The 19,254-nt window shown below is 71.2% G+C and carries 14 protein-coding genes; 10 read left to right on the forward strand and 4 right to left on the reverse strand.

Annotation, left to right across the window (positions count from 1 at the left end; translation table 11 throughout):
- Window positions 1-143: 143 nt before the first annotated feature.
- Both F1615_RS00245 and hflX read left to right on the forward strand, forming a co-directional pair.
- Window positions 144-1,664, forward strand: coding sequence for a M1 family metallopeptidase (locus tag F1615_RS00245; RefSeq protein WP_149546772.1), 1,521 nt, complete (start codon window positions 144-146; stop codon window positions 1,662-1,664).
- A 160-nt stretch (window positions 1,665-1,824) separates the two neighbouring features.
- Window positions 1,825-3,318, forward strand: coding sequence for a GTPase HflX (gene hflX / locus F1615_RS00250; RefSeq protein ID WP_149546773.1), 1,494 nt, complete (start codon window positions 1,825-1,827; stop codon window positions 3,316-3,318).
- 65 nt (window positions 3,319-3,383) lie between these two features.
- Here hflX and F1615_RS00255 read toward each other — a convergent pair whose 3' ends face one another.
- Window positions 3,384-4,580: a trypsin-like serine peptidase gene (locus F1615_RS00255; RefSeq protein ID WP_425385607.1), complete on the reverse strand. Its 1,197-nt coding sequence runs from the start codon at window positions 4,578-4,580 to the stop codon at window positions 3,384-3,386.
- A 140-nt stretch (window positions 4,581-4,720) separates the two neighbouring features.
- Window positions 4,721-5,941 (reverse strand): trypsin-like serine peptidase, encoded by a 1,221-nt coding sequence (locus tag F1615_RS00260; protein ID WP_149546775.1) that lies wholly within the window; start codon window positions 5,939-5,941, stop codon window positions 4,721-4,723.
- Between the two features lie 380 nt (window positions 5,942-6,321).
- Here F1615_RS00260 and F1615_RS00265 point away from each other — a divergent pair, with 380 nt between their 5' ends.
- From F1615_RS00265 to F1615_RS00275, 3 genes are all read left to right on the forward strand, one after another.
- Window positions 6,322-8,286, forward strand: coding sequence for an IucA/IucC family protein (locus F1615_RS00265; RefSeq protein ID WP_149546776.1), 1,965 nt, complete (start codon window positions 6,322-6,324; stop codon window positions 8,284-8,286).
- On the forward strand, window positions 8,181-8,852 hold the full coding sequence (locus tag F1615_RS00270; protein ID WP_149547208.1) for a GNAT family N-acetyltransferase: 672 nt from the start codon (window positions 8,181-8,183) through the stop codon (window positions 8,850-8,852). The genes F1615_RS00265 and F1615_RS00270 overlap by 106 nt, the downstream gene beginning before the upstream one ends.
- Window positions 8,853-8,975: 123 nt before the next feature.
- Window positions 8,976-10,988, forward strand: coding sequence for an ATP-dependent DNA helicase (locus tag F1615_RS00275; protein ID WP_149546777.1), 2,013 nt, complete (start codon window positions 8,976-8,978; stop codon window positions 10,986-10,988).
- 158 nt (window positions 10,989-11,146) lie between these two features.
- Here F1615_RS00275 and lexA read toward each other — a convergent pair whose 3' ends face one another.
- Window positions 11,147-11,926 carry a transcriptional repressor LexA gene (gene lexA / locus F1615_RS00280; protein ID WP_149546778.1) on the reverse strand — a complete coding sequence of 260 codons (780 nt, stop codon included), beginning with the start codon at window positions 11,924-11,926 and terminating at the stop codon, window positions 11,147-11,149.
- 519 nt (window positions 11,927-12,445) lie between these two features.
- Here lexA and nrdR point away from each other — a divergent pair.
- Window positions 12,446-13,003 (forward strand): transcriptional regulator NrdR, encoded by a 558-nt coding sequence (nrdR, locus tag F1615_RS00285; protein WP_149546779.1) that lies wholly within the window; start codon window positions 12,446-12,448, stop codon window positions 13,001-13,003.
- A gap of 165 nt (window positions 13,004-13,168) precedes the next feature.
- Window positions 13,169-16,063, forward strand: a complete 2,895-nt coding sequence (locus tag F1615_RS00290; RefSeq protein WP_149546780.1) for a vitamin B12-dependent ribonucleotide reductase — start codon at window positions 13,169-13,171, stop codon at window positions 16,061-16,063.
- A 110-nt stretch (window positions 16,064-16,173) separates the two neighbouring features.
- Here F1615_RS00290 and F1615_RS00295 read toward each other — a convergent pair whose 3' ends face one another.
- Window positions 16,174-16,707: a TerD family protein gene (locus F1615_RS00295; protein ID WP_244328593.1), complete on the reverse strand. Its 534-nt coding sequence runs from the start codon at window positions 16,705-16,707 to the stop codon at window positions 16,174-16,176.
- Window positions 16,708-16,863: 156 nt separating this feature from the next.
- Between F1615_RS00295 and F1615_RS00300 the strand changes: the two genes are divergently transcribed.
- The 3 genes from F1615_RS00300 (at window position 16,864) to F1615_RS00310 (ending at window position 19,187) form a co-directional block, all read left to right on the forward strand.
- On the forward strand, window positions 16,864-17,469 hold the full coding sequence (locus F1615_RS00300; protein ID WP_149546782.1) for a YdbC family protein: 606 nt from the start codon (window positions 16,864-16,866) through the stop codon (window positions 17,467-17,469).
- Window positions 17,470-17,587: 118 nt separating this feature from the next.
- Window positions 17,588-18,247 carry a histidine phosphatase family protein gene (locus F1615_RS00305; protein ID WP_149546783.1) on the forward strand — a complete coding sequence of 220 codons (660 nt, stop codon included), beginning with the start codon at window positions 17,588-17,590 and terminating at the stop codon, window positions 18,245-18,247.
- 31 nt (window positions 18,248-18,278) lie between these two features.
- Window positions 18,279-19,187, forward strand: a complete 909-nt coding sequence (locus F1615_RS00310) for an ADP-ribosylglycohydrolase family protein (protein ID WP_149546784.1) — start codon at window positions 18,279-18,281, stop codon at window positions 19,185-19,187.
- Window positions 19,188-19,254 lie beyond the last annotated feature (67 nt).

A 19,254-nucleotide genomic window follows, 5' to 3' on the forward strand; every position in this document is an offset into this window, starting at 1 on the left:
CCGAGAGGCATGGCCGCCGCCTGGGACGTGCCGGTGCACGGCCCGCAGGGGCTTGCCGGGCGAGCGGCGGTGTGATTACCCGATCGGGTGGGCCGGAAGCGCGCCGTCGCCGTCGCGCCCCCGCGCGCTGATAGCCGTGGGACATGCCGCTCACCCCGCACCACCACGCCACCCGCCGCAGGGCGGCCACGGCGCTGCTCGGCTCCGCCGTCTGCGTCTGCCTGCTCGCCGCGAGCGCCCCCGCCGCCCCCCTCGGCATCGGCGACCGCCTCTTCCCGCACCTGGGCAACCCCGGCTACGACGTGCTGTCCTACGACCTGGCCCTCAGCTACTCCGGCAGCAACGACCAGCCTCTCCAGGCCGTCACCACGATCGACGCCCGCGTCACCGCGGACCTGGACCGCGTCAACCTCGACTTCGCCCGGGGCACGGTCCGCTCGGTCGACGTCGACGGCCGTCCCGCCGCCTTCACCGGCGCCGGCGAGGACCTGGTGATCACTCTCGAGGACGATCTCGACGAGGGCGAGTCGACACGCATCACCGTCCGGCACACCAGTGACCCCGCTCCCGCCGGCCGCGAGGGTGGCTGGGTGCGCACCGCGGACGGCCTCGCCATGGCCAACCAGGCCGACGCCGCCCACCTGGTGTTCCCCTGCAACGACCACCCCTCCGACAAGGCGATGTTCACCTTCCGGATCACCGCCCCCGACGGCCACACCGCCGTGGCAGGCGGTCTGCCGGCGGGCGTCGACCGCGCGCGCGGGGCCACCACCTGGACGTACAGGACCCTGCACCCCATGGCGACCGAACTCGCCCAGGTGTCCATCGGCCGCTCCACGGTCCTGCACCGCACCGGCCCGCACGGTCTGCCCCTGCGGGACGTCGTGCCCACCCGGCACGTCGCGAAGGCCGAACCGTGGCTGGCGAAGACCCCCGGCCAGATCTCCTGGATGGAGGAGAAGGCCGGGCGCTACCCGTTCGCGACCTACGGCCTGCTCCTGGCCGACGCGTCCACCGGCTTCGCGCTCGAGACCCAGACGCTCTCCCTCTTCGAGCGGGAGATGTTCACCGACCCCGCCCTCCCGGCCTGGTACGTGGAATCGATCATGGTGCACGAGCTGGCCCACCAGTGGTTCGGCAACAGCGTCAGCCCCCGTACCTGGTCGGACCTGTGGCTCAACGAGGGGCACGCGACCTGGTACGAGGCGCTGTACGCGCAGGAGAAGGGCGGCAGATCCCTCGAGGCCCGCATGAAGGCCGCCTACGAGGCCTCCGACGGCTGGCGCGCGGCGGGAGGGCCGCCCGCCGCGCCCAGGCCGCCGGAGCCGGGCCGGAAGACCGGCATCTTCCGGCCGAACGTCTACGCGGGCGGGGCGCTCGTGCTGTACGCCCTGCGCGAGGAGATCGGCCGCACCGCCTTCGAGCGTCTGGAGCGCGAGTGGGTCACCCGGCACCGCGACGGCACCGCCTCCACCTCCGACTTCGTCCGGCTGGCCTCCGGCATCGCCGGACGCGATCTGACCGGCTTCCTGCACCCCTGGCTCTACGGCACCACGACCCCGCCGATGCCCGGCCACCCGGAATGGAGGGCCGCGGCGCGGGACGCGACGCCCGCCCGGCGCCCGGTCACGCCCGCGCATCGACCGGGCGCGAGCCGGGAATAACACGGTGACGAGACGGGCCGTACCGTGCGACCATCGTCAGGTCCGCAACCCCGCGGGACACGGGAATCTCCCGGACTCCCCGGACGTTGTGGACAGTGACGGAGGGTCCTGCGGACCGGCTCCGTCGCAGCAGAAGCCTCACCGACGACGTAAGGATCCAATGACCTCCTCTTCTTCCCCTTCCCAGGACACCAAGCGCCTCGCGCACACCTATCCCGAGGGTCTTCGGGCCGATGCCCTGATGGAAGAGGACGTCGCCTGGAGCCTCGAGATCGACGGAGAGCGTGACGGCGACCAGTTCGACCGCTCCGAGCGTGCGGCCCTGCGCCGTGTCGCCGGCCTCTCCACCGAGCTCGAGGACGTCACCGAGGTCGAGTACCGGCAGCTCCGCCTGGAGCGCGTCGTGCTCGTCGGGGTATGGACCTCGGGCACCGTGCAGGACGCGGAGAACTCCCTGGCAGAGCTCGCCGCCCTCGCGGAGACGGCCGGCGCCCTCGTGCTCGACGGTGTGATCCAGCGCCGCGACAAGCCGGACGCGGCCACCTACATCGGCTCCGGCAAGGCCGAGGAACTGCGCGACGTCGTGCTCGACACGGGCGCGGACACCGTCATCTGCGACGGTGAGCTCAGCCCCGGCCAGCTGATCCACCTCGAGGACGTCGTCAAGGTCAAGGTCATCGACCGTACGGCCCTGATCCTCGACATCTTCGCCCAGCACGCCAAGTCCCGAGAGGGCAAGGCGCAGGTCGCGCTCGCGCAGATGCAGTACATGCTGCCGCGGCTGCGCGGCTGGGGTCAGTCGCTGTCCCGGCAGATGGGCGGCGGCAAGGGCGGCGGCCTCGCCACCCGCGGCCCCGGTGAGACCAAGATCGAGACGGACCGGCGCCGGATCCGCGAGAAGATGGCGAAGATGCGCCGGGAGATCGCGGAGATGAAGACCGGCCGCGAGATCAAGCGCCAGGAGCGCAAGCGCAACAAGGTGCCGTCCGTGGCCATCGCGGGCTACACCAACGCCGGCAAGTCCTCGCTGCTCAACCGCCTCACGGGCGCGGGCGTACTCGTGGAGAACGCCCTCTTCGCGACCCTCGACCCGACCGTGCGCCGGGCCGAGACGCCGAGCGGCCGGCTGTACACGCTGGCCGACACGGTCGGGTTCGTCCGGCACCTGCCGCACCACCTCGTCGAGGCGTTCCGCTCCACGATGGAGGAGGTCGGCGACGCCGACCTGATCCTGCACGTGGTGGACGGTTCGCACCCGGTCCCCGAGGAGCAGCTGGCCGCCGTGCGCGAGGTGATCAGGGACGTCGGTGCCACCGACGTACCCGAGATCGTCGTGATCAACAAGGCCGACGCGGCCGACCCGCTGACGCTCCAGCGGCTGATGCGGGTGGAGAAGCGCTCCATCGCCGTGTCGGCCCGCACCGGCCGGGGCATCCGGGAACTGCTCGCGCTCATCGACAACGAGCTGCCCCGTCCGTCGGTGGAGATCGAGGCACTCGTGCCGTACACCCACGGCAAGCTGGTCGCCCGCGCCCATGACGAGGGCGAGGTGATCTCCGAGGAGCACACCCCGGAGGGCACCCTGCTCAAGGTCCGGGTGCACGAGGAGCTGGCGGCGGAACTCACGCCGTACGTTCCCACTCCGGCCGGCTGACCACTCCGGCAGCACGACGAAGGCCCGCCCCCGCTCAGCGGGGGCGGGCCTTCCCGGCTGTGCGGTCACCGACCGCCGTAGGTCCTGCTCATGTTCTGGTACAGCGCCTCGGCGTCCTCACCGAGCCGCGGTCCCGCCAGCCAGGTGTTGTCCATCGGGCCGATCGAGGTGTTGGAGACCAGCACCGTCTCGCCGTCGAGCACCCGGAACCAGCCGCCACCGGACGAACCGCCGGTCATGGTGCAGCCGATGCGGTACATCGTCGGCAGGTCCGCACCGAGTGAGAACCGGCCCGGCGCGTCGAGGCACTTGAACATCTGCAGGCCGTTGTAGGGCGGTGCGGCCGGGTAGCCCCAGGCTCCCATCTCGCCCGCCGCGGACGCGGACGGGGCGGAGAAGTCCACGTCGAGCGCGGCGCCCACCGTCTCCTCCAGCGACTTGCTCCCCTGCTCCGGCTTCACGTGCAGCACGGCGTAGTCGTACGCGGCCCCGGCACCGCCGGATTCCGAACCTCCCCGGATCCAGCCGTCGGACGTCGAGGCCCAGTCCGCCCACCAGTTGCCGTACGGGGCGATCTCGGACGCGCTCGCGCTGCCGAGATCCGCCTCGGACTTGCCGAGGTCGTTGTAGGCCGGGACGAAGACGAGGTTCCGGTACCAGCCGCCGTCGCCGCCGGCGTGCACGCAGTGCCCGGCCGTCCAGACGAGGTTGGACCTGCCCGGGTGGTTCACGTCCTTGATGACGGTGCCGGAACAGACGGCGGGGCCCTCCGGGGAGTCGAAGAACACCTTGCCGACCGGCGCCGCGTTGTCGTGGTACGGCGTCTTCTCGGCCTCCGCCCGGACCGGGACGGGCTCCGGGTCGCTGAGCCCCTGGGCGGCCGAGGCGTCCTTGGTGGTGACGGTCTTGTCGGCCTCCTCGGCGGAGCGCATCCGCTCCGGTTCCCACAGGCCCTCGATCACCGGGTTGACGAAGTCCTGGGCCTCACTGAGCCACTTGTCCCGGTCCCAGTCCTTCCAGCCGCCGTCCTTCCACTTGTCCACGTCGATCCCGTGCTCCTCGAGCCGGTCCGCGAGGTCGGACGGGATCGTCACCTTGCCGCCGTCGCCGTCGGCGGCCTGCGAGGTGGTGGCGTCGGGCTTGTCGCTCGCCTCGTCCTTCCCGGAACCGCCGCACGCGGTGGCGGTGAGCGCCAGGGCGGCGACCAGCCCGGTGGCGGCGAGGACGGAGCGACGACGCCCTCGCCCGCGTGGAGCGGACATACGTGTGGAACGCATGGTGTGCTGACCCCCGTTGTGCCGAATGAATGTCGTGCCGCGCAGGAACGTCCCGCTCGTGCGGGGCGCGCAGGGCGCCGCCGTCCGGTCCGGGGGCGCGGCGGCACCCGGACCGGACGGGCCGGTCACCGACCGGCGAACTTCTCGCTGACCGCTTCGTACACGCCCTTGGCCTCGTCACCCAGTCGCGGGCCGGCCAGCCAGCCCGACGTCACCGGGCCGATGGAGGTGTTGGACACCAGCGCGGGCTTCCCGTCCGAACCCGTCGTGATCCAGCCGCCGCCGGACGAACCGGCGGTCATGCTGCACCCGATGCGGTACATCGTCGGGTCGGACGCGCTGATCGACAGCCGGCCGGGCTTGTCGGCGCAGCGGTACAGCGTCTGACCGTCGTACGGCGGAGCGGCCGGGTAACCGATCGCCGTCATCTCCTTCACATCCGGCACCGCGGGAGCGCCGAAGTCCACCGGCAGTGCCGAACCGACCGTCTCCTCCAGCGACTTGCCGTCACTGCCCTCCTCCGGCGTCACGTGGAGAACCGCGAAGTCGTACGAGGCGCCGTCACCGCCCGTGGCACCGCCCTGCTCGATCCACTGGTCCGAGGTCTGCACCCAGTCGCCCCACCAGACACCGTGCGGAGCGACCTCCTCCTCGGTGGCGCTCTCGAGTTCCTGCGCCGACTTGCCCGCGTCGTTGTACGACGGCACGAAGGCGATGTTGCGGTACCAGCCGCCCTTCTTGCCCGCGTGCACGCAGTGGCCCGCCGTCCACACCATGTTGGACTTGCCCGGGTTGGCCGGGTCCTGCACCACGGTCGCCGAGCAGACCATCGTCCCCTCGGGGGAGTCGAAGAAGACCTTGCCGGCCGTGGGGGCGTTGGCGTGGTACGACGGCGGGACGGCCGCCGCCCGCACCGGTTGCGGCGTGGGGTCGGTCACGCCCTGGTCACCGGAGATGTCGCTCTCGTCGACGCCCTGGTCCGGCTCCTCGGCGTCCCGCATGCGGTCCGGGTCCCACAGGTCCTCGATGATCGGGTTGACGAAGTCCTGCGCCTCGCGCAGCCAGTCGTCCTTGTCCCAGTTCTTCCAGGCGCCGTTCTTCCACTTGTCGATATCGATCCCGTGCTCCTCGAGCCGGTCCCTGATGTCGTCCGGGATCTTGAGCTTGCCGTCGTCCGCGGCGGCGGTCGCGGAGGCGTCCGCGCTCACGTCGGTGCCGCCCGAGTCACAGGCGGTGGCGGTGAGGGCGAGCGCGGAGGCGAGTGCGACGGAGGCCAGAACGGGGGAGGTTCCGCGCCGCGCCCTCCCCCCTCGGCGAGTGGTGGACGACGGCCGTATGGATCGCATGATCTGACTCCCCCTGGAATGAACGTACTTGGCGCTGCGGCCGTCTTCGCACCCGGACTCCTGGGGAGTTCATGGGAGCTCCCACGGCCTTCGGGAACGGCACCACACACTATGCGTTCGCTGTGGGGGACGTCCGACGGAACGGCAACGGTTCGGCTACAAGCCATCTGACCTGGTCAGTCGTCCGGACATCTGCCGATTTGAGGCCGGTGGGCGGTGCTGGGCGGCAGGCCGGTGCGGGCGCGGATCCCGAGGCAACCCGTAACCCGGTGAGCGGCCCGGGGTTGATAGCGGTGGGGGTCCGCTGTGCGCGCGCCGAGTCCCCCTGGACGCCGTGTCCCCGGACCGCTTCGGCCCCCCGCACCCCCACGAGGACCGTCATGCACACGACTTCCGCACCGGCCGACCGTTCGAGCCCCGTGGTTCCGCACCAGGAGGGGAAGCCGCCCGGCGCCGAGTGGCCCGGGGACACCGCTGTCTGCCCCTTGGAGCATCCCGATCCGCACAGGGTGGCGCAGGCGGCGGCCGTGGAGAACCTTCTGCGCTGCTGGGTACGGGAAACGGGACTCCCCGCGCCGGACGCCGGCATCCTGCGCGTTCCCCTGCCGGCCAGCGGCACGGCCCTGCTCGTCCCCGTCCTGTACCGGTCCCCGACAGGATGGCACCGTTTCGGGCTTCCCCGGCTGGCCGGGGCCCCGGATCCCGCCCCGCCGGTCGACGCCGTCCTGCTGGCGGCCCTCCTCGGCAGAGAGAACGCGGGCCCGCCGGACCCAGCATGTCCACCGCCCGGTGACGGCACCGGCCTCGCCCCCGGCGTTCCGCCGGCCGGTGACGGCGCCGACCGGGCCTCCGGGCTTCCGCCGGCCGGTGACGGCACCGGCCTCGCCCCAGCGCCCGCGCCGGCCGGAGCCTGCGCCGACCTTGTCACGCGTGTCGCCGATTCCGTCCGGCGCGTCGCCACCTTCGTCACCGACCGGCGGAAGAACCCGGCCGACCACTCCGACCTCTTCCTCGCCGCCGAACAGGCCCTCGTCCTCGGACATCCGCTGCACCCGGACCCGAAGAGCCGCGAGGGCCTGTCCGACACGGAGGCCGAGCACTACTCACCCGAGCTGCGCGGCTCCTTCCCGTTGCACTGGATCGCGGTCGCCCCCTCGCTGCTCGCCACCGACTCCGCCTGGACCGAGCGGGGACGTCCCGTCACCGCGCCGCGCCTCACCACCCGGCTCGCCGGCACCGGACTGCACCTGCCCGACGGACACGCGGCCCTGCCCGTGCACCCCTGGCAGCTGCGCCGGCTCCACCACCGTCCGGGCACCGCGGCCCTGCTGGACGCCGGACTGCTCCGCGACCTCGGCAGCCACGGCGCCCCCTGGCACGCCACCTCCTCCGTGCGCACCGTCCACCGGGCCGGTGCCCCGGCCATGCTCAAGCTGTCGCTGGCCCTGCGCATCACCAACTCCCTCCGGGAGAACCTGCGCAAGGAACTCCACCGCGGCGTCGAGGTCCACCGTCTGCTGCGCACCGGACTGTCCCAGCAATGGCGTGCCGTGCACCCCGGCTTCGACATCGTCCGCGACCCGGCCTGGATCGCCGTGAACGGACCGGACGGTGACCCCGTGCCCGGGCTCGACGCCGTGATCCGGCACAACCCGTTCCGGCCGCACGACGACGTCGGCTGCCTCGCCGGACTCCTCTCGCCGCGCCCCCGTGCCCGCGGCCCCATGAGATCCCGGCTGGCCGAACTCGTCACCCGCCTCGCCGCCCGTACGGGACGGCCGCCGGGAGCCGTCGCCGCCGAGTGGTTCCTGCGCTACCTCGAACAGGTGGTGCGGCCCGTGCTGTGGCTGGACGGAGCGGCCGGCATCGCCCTGGAGGCACACCAGCAGAACACCCTGCTCGTGCTGGACGCCGACGGCTGGCCGGCGGGCGGCCGCTACCGGGACAACCAGGGCTACTACTTCCGCCCGTCGCGCCGCGCGGAACTCGACGCCCGGCTGCCCGGTGTCGGCGAGCACAGCGACACCTTCGTCTCCGACGAGGTCACCGACGAACGCTTCGCCTACTACCTGGCCGTCAACAACGTCTTCGGTCTCGTCGGCGCCCTCGGCTCCCAGCGCCTCGCCGACGAACGGCTGCTGCTGGCCGCCTTCCGCCGGTTCCTCGCCGACGTCTCCACCGGTCCGGCCCGGACACGGGGCACGCTGCCCGCCCGCCTGCTCGACTCACCCGTCCTGCGCTGCAAGGCCAACCTGCTCACCCGGCTGCACGGCCTCGACGAACTCGTCGGCCCGGTCGACACCCAGTCCGTCTACGTCACCATCGCCAACCCGCTGCACGCATGAGCCCCGGCCACATCGCCGACTGGGGTCCGGCCCGCACACCCGCGGGCCCGTTCCGGCTCGTCCCCGTCCAGGTGGAACGGGATCTGCCCCTTCTGGCACGGTGGATGAACGACCCGGCCGTCGCCGCGTTCTGGGAACTGTCCGGACCGCCGGCGCTGACCGCGGACCACGTACGCGCCCAGCTCACCGGCGACGGCCGCAGCGTCCCGTGCCTGGGTGTCCTCGACGGTACGCCGATGAGCTACTGGGAGATCTACCGCGCCGATCTCGATCCCCTGGCCCGCCACTATCCGTCCCGGCCCCACGACACCGGACTCCACGTCCTCATCGGCGCCGCCCGTGACCGGGGCCGGGGCCTCGGCAGCCTCCTGCTCAGGACGGTCGCCGACCTCGTCCTCGACAACCGGCCCGCCTCTCCCCGCGTGGTCGCCGAACCCGACCTGCGGAACACGCCCTCCGTCACCGCGTTCCTGAATGCGGGCTTCCGCTTCTCCGCCGAGGCCGATCTGCCCGGCAAGCGCGCCGCCCTCATGATCCGGGACCGCTCCCTGCGCCGACTGCTCTAGCGCCGTCACCGTTCTCACCCGTACGACTCCCTTCCCCCGACCGAGGAGCCTCGTCTTGATCGCGTCCCCAGCCCTCGCGGTGATCGCACGAATGTCAGCGCCGGGTCGTAGGGTGGTCGCGCTATGACGAAGCCCTCACTCCCCGAACTCCTCCATGCCGCCGTCGCAGCCGTCGGCGGCACGGAGCGCCCCGGCCAGGTGGCCATGGCCGAAGCCGTCGCCGAGGCGATCGACGACGGCTCCCATCTGCTGGTCCAGGCCGGCACCGGCACCGGAAAGTCCCTGGGCTACCTGGTGCCCGCGCTCGCGCACGGGGAGAGGGTGGTGGTGGCGACGGCGACCCTGGCCCTGCAGCGCCAGCTCGTTGAGCGGGACCTGCCGCGCACGGTGGAATCCCTGCACCCGCTGCTGCGCCGGCGCCCCGAGTTCGCGATGCTCAAGGGCCGCTCCAACTATCTGTGTCTGCACCGGCTCCACGAGGGTGTTCCGCAGGACGAGGAGGAAGGGCTGTTCGACCAGTTCGAGGCGGCCGCCCCCACCAGCAGACTGGGCCAGGACCTGCTGCGCCTGCGCGACTGGTCGGACGGGACGGAGACCGGCGACCGGGACGATCTGACCCCGGGCGTGTCCGACCGCGCCTGGTCCCAGGTGTCGGTGTCGTCGCGGGAGTGCCTGGGTGCCACGAAGTGCGCCTACGGTGCCGAGTGCTTCGCCGAGAGCGCCCGTGAGCGCGCGAAACTGGCCGAGGTGGTCGTCACCAATCACGCCCTGCTCGCGATCGACGCCATCGAGGGCGCGCCGGTGCTCCCGCAGCACGAGGTGCTGATCGTCGACGAGGCCCATGAGCTGGTCTCCCGGGTCACCGGGGTCGCCACCGGGGAGCTCACCCCCGGGCAGGTCAACCGCGCGGTGCGGCGCGCCGCGAAGCTGGTCGACGAGAAGGCGGCGGACCAGCTCCAGACCGCCGCCGAGGGGTTCGAACGGCTGATGGAGCTGGCCCTCCCGGGCCGGCTGGAGGAGATCCCGGAGGACCTCGGCTACGCGCTCATGGCGCTGCGCGATGCCTGCCGGACGGTCATCTCCGCGATCGGGAGCACCCGCGACAAGTCCGTCCAGGACGAGGACGCGGTCCGCAAACAGGCGCTGGCCTCCGTGGAGAGCGTGCACGACGTGGCGGAGCGGATCACGAACGGTTCCGAATGGGACGTCGTCTGGTACGAGCGTCACGACCGCTTCGGCGCGTCCCTGCGTGTGGCGCCCATGTCCGTCTCGGGCCTGCTGCGCGAGAAGCTGTTCACCGACCGTTCCGTGGTGCTGACGTCCGCGACGCTGAAGCTGGGCGGCGACTTCAACGGAGTGGGGGCGTCGCTGGGACTCGGCGCCGAGGGGACCGAGGACGACGACCTCCCGCATTGGAAGGGTGTGGACGTCGGTTCGCCGTTCGACTACCCCAGGCAGGGCATCCTGTACGTCGCGAAGCATCTGGCACGCCCGGCCCGTGACGGGGACCGCGCGGACATGCTGGACGAACTCACCGAGCTGATCCAGGCGGCGGGCGGCCGCACCCTGGGGCTGTTCTCCTCCATGCGGGCCGCGCAGCTCGCCGCCGAGGAGCTGCGGTCGCGCATTCCGGAGTTCCCGATCCTCCTCCAGGGCGAGGAGACGCTCGGCGAGCTGATCAAGAACTTCGCGGCCGACCCGAAGACCTGCCTCTTCGGCACGCTGTCGCTCTGGCAGGGCGTCGACGTACCGGGCCCGAGCTGCCAGCTGGTGGTCATGGACAAGATTCCCTTCCCGCGTCCGGACGACCCCTTGATGAGCGCCCGCCAGAAGGCCGTGGAGGAGGCCGGTGGCAACGGGTTCATGGCGGTCGCCGCCACCCACGCCGCGCTGCTCATGGCGCAGGGCGCCGGCCGTCTGGTCCGTGCCTCGGGCGACCGGGGGGTGGTGGCCGTACTGGACCAGCGGCTGGCCACCGCTCGCTACGGGAGCTATCTGAAGGCGTCGCTGCCCGACTTCTGGTACACGACGGATCGCAACCAGGTCAGGAAGTCGCTGGCCGCCATCGACGCGGCGGCCAGGCGGACGGAGGCCGAGGCGGAAGCCGGCTCGCCGGAGCAGACCGGGGCGCAGTGATCCCGGGGCGTGGCTCGGTACGGCGGCACGCCACCGTTCGGTGGCGGCCGCGGCCGCCACCGGGCGGGTCCGGACAGCACAGGACCCCGGAACCGGCGCAGGGGTCCCGGGGCCCGGTCAGGGGCGGGGCGGCGGTCGGGGCCGGCCCCACGCTGTGCTCAGACGCGGCGCAGAACGGCCACCACCTTGCCCAGAATGGTCGCGTCGTCGCCGGGGATCGGCTCATAGGCCGCGTTGTGCGGGAGCAGCCACACGTGGCCGTCCTCGCGCTTGAAGCGCTTGACGGTCGCCTCGCCGTCGAGCATCGCCGCCACGATGTCACCGTTCTCGGCGACCGGCTGGCGGCGGACGGTGACCCAGTCGCCGTCACAGATCGCGGCCTCGATCATCGAGTCACCCACGACCTTCAGCACGAACAGCTCCCCGTCACCGACGAGCTGCCGGGGGAGCGGGAAGACGTCCTCGACGGACTCCTCGGCGAGGATCGGGCCACCGGCGGCGATGCGGCCGACCAGCGGGACGTAGGACGCGGCCGGCTTCCCGGCGGTGTCCGTCGGCTGCACGGACGCGGCCTGGTCGGAGCCGCGCACCTCGTACGCCCGCGGGCGGTGCGGGTCGCGGCGCAGGAAGCCCTTGCGCTCGAGCGCCATGAGCTGGTGCGCGACCGAGGAGGTGCTGGAGAGGCCGACCGCCTGGCCGATCTCGCGCATCGACGGCGGGTACCCCCGTCGCTGCACCGAGTCCCTGATGACCTCGATCACCCGGCGCTGGCGATCGGTGAGTCCGGAGCTGTCCGCCCGGATGCCGGGAGGTCGGCCCGGCAGGGAGCGCTTTGGCCCCTCCGGATTCGTGGCTTCGTTCATCGCATGCGCCGGCTCGAGTCGGCCCTGGGAGCGGTCCTGGGCAGTGATGGCGGCACTGTCTGCGGTGGTGGTCACGTCGGCCCCTCTCGATGGTCTCCCTGCAGCACAACGGTAGTTGCTTTCGAAAGGTTGCGCCAAACACACGTTCGAGTGAAAAATTGCGAATTGCCATACGCAATCTCTCTCCGGGGTGTATTGGTCGCCGCGCTTCCTGCCGGACAAACGGGCCATTTGTTGTACTCTTCACCGCCGAGGTGATGGCCTCCCGGCGTTGCGGCCCCAGTCTGCCATCGGGCGCCCCGAAGTACCGGAAGCGGCCCCCGCCCGGCTCGGGAGTCGCACGCCTCCTCCCCTCCGCGGGCACGGCGTCTCCCCGTCGGGCGGCCCGCCGGCCGCGTGTCCGCGCGACACGCGTGCCGGACGTGAATGTATGAGCCAATCCCCACATCTAGTGGTTGGATTGCGGTAGCAGCCCAGAAGTTGTGGTCCCCCGGGTCTCCGCGCCCTCCGCGATCGCCTATGCTGGTGCTGCTTCGTGAGGCCCGTGAGGCCCAGCGAGGCCGTTGAGTCTGCTGTGAGGAGGGTTGGGAGTTCATGCACTGCCCCTTCTGCAGGCACCCCGACAGCCGTGTCGTCGACAGCCGTACGACCGACGACGGCACGTCGATCCGCAGGCGCCGCCAGTGTCCGGACTGCTCCCGTCGTTTCACGACCGTGGAGACGTGTTCGCTCATGGTGGTCAAGCGGTCCGGAGTCACCGAGCCCTTCAGCCGCACCAAGATCATCAACGGTGTGCGCAAGGCCTGTCAGGGGCGGCCCGTCACCGAGGACGCCCTCGCCCAGCTCGGCCAGCGGGTCGAGGAGGCGGTGCGGGCCACCGGAAGCGCCGAGCTGACCACCCATGACGTGGGGCTGGCCATACTCGGCCCGTTGCAGGAGCTCGACCTCGTCGCCTATCTGCGGTTCGCGTCCGTCTACCGGGCGTTCGACTCGCTCGAGGACTTCGAGGCCGCGATCGGGGAACTCCGTCGGGCGCAGCGGCCCGCCGCGGACGACGGGGACGGCGACGGAGCCGTCCCGGGGAGCCAGGAAGACGACAGCGGGTCCGGAGGGACCGTCCAGGTCCCCGAACCCGCTCCCGCCGCCGACTGACCGGCGGTCCGGGCCCGGACGCCAGATGCGGGGTTCCGGCCGGGCGGCGGCGATGAGAAGACCAGTTGCGGGCAGGTGAGTGGGTGCCCGCAGCACCAGACAGAACACCGTGCCACGGGAACATCGGGGCACTTCAGGGCGTTTTCGCCCGTACAGGGAGGCGGCATGACAGAGACGGCGAGCGGTCCGGCACGGAGTTCCCGAGCCAAGGGCAACAAGGCCGGCAGGGGACTGCGTGTCGAGCGCATCCACACCACCCCGGGAGTCCACCCCTACGACGAGGTGGCCTGGGAGCGCCGTGACGTCGTCATGACCAACTGGCGCGACGGCTCGGTCAACTTCGAGCAGCGCGGCGTCGAGTTCCCCGACTTCTGGTCGGTGAACGCGGTCAACATCGTCACCAGCAAGTACTTCCGCGGTGCCGTCGGCACCCCGCAGCGCGAGACCGGCCTCAAGCAGCTGATCGACCGCATCGTGAAGACGTACCGGAAGGCCGGTGAGGACCACAAGTACTTCGCCTCGCCCGCCGACGCCGAGATCTTCGAGCACGAGCTGGCGTACGCCCTCCTGCACCAGATCTTCAGCTTCAACAGCCCCGTGTGGTTCAACGTGGGCACGCCCCAGCCCCAGCAGGTCTCCGCCTGCTTCATCCTGTCCGTCGACGACTCCATGGAGTCGATCCTCGACTGGTACAAGGAAGAGGGGATGATCTTCAAGGGCGGCTCCGGAGCCGGCCTGAACCTCTCCCGCATCCGCTCCTCCAAGGAACTGCTCTCCTCCGGCGGCAACGCCTCGGGGCCTGTCTCCTTCATGCGCGGAGCCGACGCCTCCGCCGGAACGATCAAGTCCGGTGGCGCCACCCGCCGCGCCGCCAAGATGGTCGTCCTCGACGTGGACCACCCGGACATCGAGGACTTCGTCGAGACCAAGGTCAAGGAGGAGGAGAAGATCCGCGTCCTGCGCGACGCGGGCTTCGACATGGACCTGGGCGGCGACGACATCGCCTCCGTCCAGTACCAGAACGCCAACAACTCGGTCCGCGTCAACGACGAGTTCATGCAGGCGGTCGAGCAGGGCGGAAAGTTCGGCCTGCGCGCCCGGATGACCGGTGAGGTCATCGAGGAGGTCGACGCCAAGGCGCTCTTCCGCAAGATCGCCGAGGCCGCGTGGGCCTGTGCCGACCCGGGCATCCAGTACGACGGCGTCATCAACAACTGGCACACCTGCCCCGAGTCCGGCCGGATCACCGCGTCGAACCCGTGCAGCGAGTACATGCACCTGGACAACACGTCCTGCAACCTGGCCTCGCTGAACCTGATGAAGTTCCTCAAGGACGACGGCCAGGGCAACCAGTCCTTCGAGACCGAGCGTTTCCAGAAGGTCGTCGAGCTGGTCATCACCGCGATGGACATCTCGATCTGCTTCGCGGACTTCCCGACCCAGAAGATCGGCGAGAACACGCGCGCCTTCCGCCAGCTCGGCATCGGCTACGCCAACCTCGGCGCCCTGCTGATGGCGACCGGCCACGCCTACGACTCGGAGGGCGGCCGTGCCCTCGCCAGCGCGATCACCTCACTGATGACGGGTACGGCGTACCGGCGCTCCGCCGAGCTCGCCGCAGTTGTCGGCCCGTACGACGGCTACGCCCGCAACGCCGACGCACACCAGCGCGTCATGAAGCAGCACGCCGACGCCAACGGCACCGCCGTGCGCATGGACGACCTGGACAGCCCGGTGTGGGCCGCGGCCACCGAGGCCTGGCAGGACGTGCTGCGCGTCGGTGAGAAGAACGGCTTCCGCAATTCCCAGGCCTCCGTGCTCGCCCCGACCGGCACCATCGGTCTGGCGATGTCCTGCGACACCACCGGTGTCGAGCCCGACCTGGCGCTGGTGAAGTTCAAGAAGCTGGTCGGCGGCGGTTCGATGCAGATCGTCAACGGCACCGTCCCGCAGGCCCTGCGCCGCCTGGGCTACCAGGAGGAGCAGATCGAGGCGATCGTCGCCCACATCGCCGACCACGGCAATGTGATCGACGCCCCCGGTCTCAAGCAGGAGCACTACGAGGTCTTCGACTGCGCCATGGGCGAGCGCGCCATCTCCCCGATGGGCCACGTCCGCATGATGGCCGCGATCCAGCCCTGGATCTCCGGTGCCATCTCCAAGACGGTCAACATGCCGGAGACGGCGACCGTCGAGGAGGTCGAGGAGATCTACTTCGAGGCCTGGAAGCTGGGCGTGAAGGCGCTCGCCATCTACCGCGACAACTGCAAGGTCGGCCAGCCGCTCTCCGCGAAGACCAAGGAGAAGGAGAAGGCCGAGGTCACCGAGAAGGCCGAGGAGACGATCCGCGCCGCGGTCGAGAAGGTGGTCGAGTACCGCCCGGTCCGCAAGCGCCTCCCGAAGGGCCGTCCCGGCATCACCACCTCCTTCACGGTCGGCGGCGCCGAGGGCTACATGACGGCCAACTCCTACCCGGACGACGGTCTCGGCGAGGTCTTCCTGAAGATGTCCAAGCAGGGCTCGACGCTCGCGGGCATGATGGACGCCTTCTCCATCGCCGTCTCGGTGGGTCTGCAGTACGGCGTCCCGCTGGAGACGTACGTCTCGAAGTTCACCAACATGCGCTTCGAGCCGGCCGGCATGACGGACGACCCGGACGTGCGGATGGCGCAGTCGATCGTCGACTACATCTTCCGCCGCCTGGCGCTGGACTTCCTGCCCTTCGAGACGCGCTCCGCGCTCGGCATCCACTCCGCCGAGGAGCGCCAGCGTCACCTGGAGACCGGTTCGTACGAGCCGTCGGACGACGAGGTCGACGTCGAGGGCCTGGCCCAGTCGGCGCCGCGGGCCCAGGAGCTGAAGGCGGTCGCCACGCCGAAGGCCGGGGCCGAGGTGGCCGTGCCGGACCCGAAGCAGGCCCACACCAGCGCGGAACTGGTCGAGATGCAGCTGGGCATCCAGGCCGACGCCCCGCTGTGCTTCTCCTGCGGTACGAAGATGCAGCGGGCCGGCTCCTGCTACATCTGCGAGGGCTGCGGCTCGACGAGCGGCTGCAGCTGACGCGCCCGGGCGCTGCCCGGGAGTGAGGAACGCGCCAGGGCGGTGGTGCCGGGGTACCGGCACCACCGCCCTCGGTGTTCCGCTGTGCGCGCCGCCCGGGGCGCGCCGGGTCACGCCCGGCGGGAGGCCCCCATCGCGCGCGAGAAGGCCGCCGGGTCGCCCTCGAACCCCTGGACGCCGGGGCGGAACCCCCAGGGGCCCGACCCTTCCCGGACGAACTCCGCGACCGTCGCCGCCATGGCCCCGGGGACGCCGCCGAAGTCGTCCTCGGCCAGGACGGTGTACCCCTCGCGGATCCGCAGACCCGGGTTGCCCACCCCGGAGAACGTCCGCGGTGCCTGGTGCTGCTGGACGACCACACCGACCACCACGCGCGCGTACCGCTCGTCGAGCCGGTCCAGCTCCAGGGTCATGACCTCGTCGTAGCCGAAGCCCAGGCCGTCCTTGCTGTCCCGGTTGAGCGTGATCGTGCCGTCGGGGGAGCGACTGTCGAAGTGCACCACATAGGCGGGATCGCCGTGCGGGTCGCTCGCCGGATAGGGCGCGGCGACGAGATCCAGGTCGGTGGTGGGCGCACCCGACGGACTCGGATCCCACCTCAGCGCGATCTCGACCTTGCGGATGCCCTTGTTGAGGCCGTTCACCAGTATTCCCCTTCCTCGTGACCGTCCGCCGGCTCACCCCAACTGCCGGGCGTCTGCGGCAGGTTGTCCATCCTGCCACGCACCCGGCGGCGGGTGCCGGTAAGCAGTCCCTCCGAGGGTGACCGGCGCCACGCTTCCTGGCCTTACGATGGCGCGGTGCTGGTCAAGTGGATTCGCTGCACCGTGGTGGACCGCCGCGGGTTCGAGCGGGGGCAGCGGAAGTGGGCGGGGCTTCTGGGGGAGCCGGGGTTTCGCGGGCAGGGAGGGGGATGGAGCCGGGGCCGGTCGGACGTGGCGCACATCTTCTCCTTCTGGGAGAGCCGCGCCTTCTACGACTCCTTCATGGCGCGCTCCCACGACCGGCTCGCCTCGGCCCAGTCGGGCACCTTCAAGGACGCCCAGGTCAGACTCTTCGACCACCGCTTCGACGTGAAGACCGGGTTCGAACCGCGCTTCACCGACGCCGACCTGCTCAGGGTCGCCCTGTGCCGGATCCACGAGGAGCGGGCGGAGCACTTCGTCCTGATGCAGGAGAAGGTCTGGAACCCGGCGATGGCCGGCTCGCCCGGCATGGTCCGGGGTCTCTTCGGGGAGGCGCCCGGGAACGAGTTCCTGGTCCTGTCGATGTGGCGCTCGGCAGCCGAGCACGGCAAGTACCGCACCGAGCGGGTGGAGCGGCTCGCCCTGCGGGCGCAGACGGAGGCCGACGTCGCGGCCCTGGCGGGGGACATCGTCGACATGGAAGCGACCTGGACGGTTTGATCCTCCGGTCCGGGAGCAGGTGTTCCGGTGCGTCGCGCGGTGGAGGACCTGTGTGACGTACGCCGTACGGGGCCCGCACGATTCCCCGTCGGGACGTCACTCGATCTAGGGTCTTGGCATGGCACGACCACGGCGCATCGTCCTTGTCCGGCACGGCGAGTCAACGGGCAACGCAGATGACTCCGTCTATGAGCGTGAACCCGATCACGCCCTGTCCCTGACCGAGCGGGGCAGACGGCAGGCCGAGGAGACAGGGGAGCGGCTGCGCGAACTGTTCGGCGACGAGCGGGTCAGCGTCTACGTCTCCCCGTACCGCCGGACGCACCAGACGCTGAGCGCCTTCGGGCTCGATCCGGGCCTGATACGCGTGCGCGAGGAGCCCAGGCTGCGCGAGCAGGACTGGGGCAACTGGCAGGACCGCGAGGACGTGCGCCTGCAGAAGGCCTACCGGGACGCGTACGGCCACTTCTTCTACCGCTTCGCCCAGGGCGAGTCCGGTGCCGACGTCTACGACCGGGTCGGCGGTTTCCTGGAGAGCCTGTTCCGCAGCTTCGAGGCACCCGACCATCCGCCGAACGTCCTCATCGTCACCCACGGTCTGGCCATGCGGCTGTTCTGCATGCGGTGGTTCCACTGGACCGTGGCGGAGTTCGAGTCGCTGTCGAACCCGGGGAACGCCGAGATGCGGGTGCTCGTTCTGGGGGAGAACGGCAAGTACACCCTCGACCGGCCCTTCGCACGCTGGCGGGAACCGGAACCGTACGGGATCACCGGATAGACAGAGGGTCACCGGATAGAGTGGCAGGGCGATGACCGCTGATTCCTCTCCCGCCGGGCGCCTGGAGCGCGCCCTGGCCAGCCTGCGCGGACTGTCCGTGGGCGACGCGCTCGGCTCCCAGTTCTTCGTGCCGGTGAACTACCCGCTGCTCAAGCGCAGTGAGCTGCCCCCGGGTCCGTGGCAGTGGACCGACGACACCGAGATGGCGTGTTCGGTCGTCGCCGTACTGGCCACGCACCACCGGATCGACCAGGACGCCCTCGCGCGGTCCTTCGCCGAGCACCAGGACTTCGACCGGGGGTACGGCCCCGCGGTCGGCCGGCTGCTGCGGCTGGTCCGCGAGGGCGGGGACTGGCGCGAGCTCTCCGCCGCGCTCTTCAACGGCCGGGGGTCGTGGGGCAACGGAGCCGCGATGCGGATCGCGCCGCTGGGCGCCTGGTACGCGGACGACCCGGAGCAGGCCACCCACCAGGCCGAGATCTCCTCCTACCCCACCCATCAGCATCGTGAGGCCGTCGTCGGAGCCATGGCCGTCGCCGCGGCCGCCGCGCTGGTCGCCGCCCCCGGCGGGCCGCCCGGCGCGGAGGCGCTGTTCGACGGGGTCGTCGGGCTGGTGCCCGCGAGGAGCGCGGTCGGCGCGGGGCTGCGCAGGGCCCGGGACATGCTCGACTACGGCGACGCGGCGACCGTCGCGGCCGTACTCGGGTGCGGACGGCGTACGACGGCGCACGACACCGTGCCCTTCGCGCTCTGGTCGGCGGCCCGGGCGCTCGGGGACTACGAGCGGGCCTTCTGGACGACCGCGCAGGTGGGCGGTGACGTCGACACGACCTGTGCGATCGTGGGCGGCGTGGTCGGCGCCGGCAAGGCCGGGGCGCCGCCCGCCGAGTGGGCCGGGCGGGTCGAGCCGCTGCCGGACTGGATGCGCACCTCGCTCTGAGACCGGCGCCGTCGGCCTTCGGAACTCTCCGTGCATCCCGGGAACTCTCCGTGACCACCCGTTCGTT

It is taken from the genome of Streptomyces marokkonensis (genome assembly GCF_008312835.1).
In the GTDB taxonomy this organism is placed as follows: Bacteria; Actinomycetota; Actinomycetes; order Streptomycetales; family Streptomycetaceae; genus Streptomyces; species Streptomyces marokkonensis_A.

Excerpts from the sequence above, each read along its gene's own strand:
- nrdR (WP_149546779.1), top strand. The coding sequence starts at position 12,446 with ATGCACTGCCCCTTCTGCAGGCACCCCGACAGCCGTGTCGTCGACAGC.
- F1615_RS00245 (WP_149546772.1), top strand. The coding sequence starts at position 144 with ATGCCGCTCACCCCGCACCACCACGCCACCCGCCGCAGGGCGGCCACG.
- hflX (WP_149546773.1), top strand. The coding sequence starts at position 1,825 with ATGACCTCCTCTTCTTCCCCTTCCCAGGACACCAAGCGCCTCGCGCAC.
- F1615_RS00310 (WP_149546784.1), top strand. The coding sequence starts at position 18,279 with ATGACCGCTGATTCCTCTCCCGCCGGGCGCCTGGAGCGCGCCCTGGCC.
- F1615_RS00255 (WP_425385607.1), bottom strand. The coding sequence starts at position 4,580 with ATGTCCGCTCCACGCGGGCGAGGGCGTCGTCGCTCCGTCCTCGCCGCC.
- F1615_RS00290 (WP_149546780.1), top strand. The coding sequence starts at position 13,169 with ATGACAGAGACGGCGAGCGGTCCGGCACGGAGTTCCCGAGCCAAGGGC.
- F1615_RS00260 (WP_149546775.1), bottom strand. The coding sequence starts at position 5,941 with ATGCGATCCATACGGCCGTCGTCCACCACTCGCCGAGGGGGGAGGGCG.
- F1615_RS00305 (WP_149546783.1), top strand. The coding sequence starts at position 17,588 with ATGGCACGACCACGGCGCATCGTCCTTGTCCGGCACGGCGAGTCAACG.
- F1615_RS00275 (WP_149546777.1), top strand. The coding sequence starts at position 8,976 with ATGACGAAGCCCTCACTCCCCGAACTCCTCCATGCCGCCGTCGCAGCC.
- F1615_RS00265 (WP_149546776.1), top strand. The coding sequence starts at position 6,322 with ATGCACACGACTTCCGCACCGGCCGACCGTTCGAGCCCCGTGGTTCCG.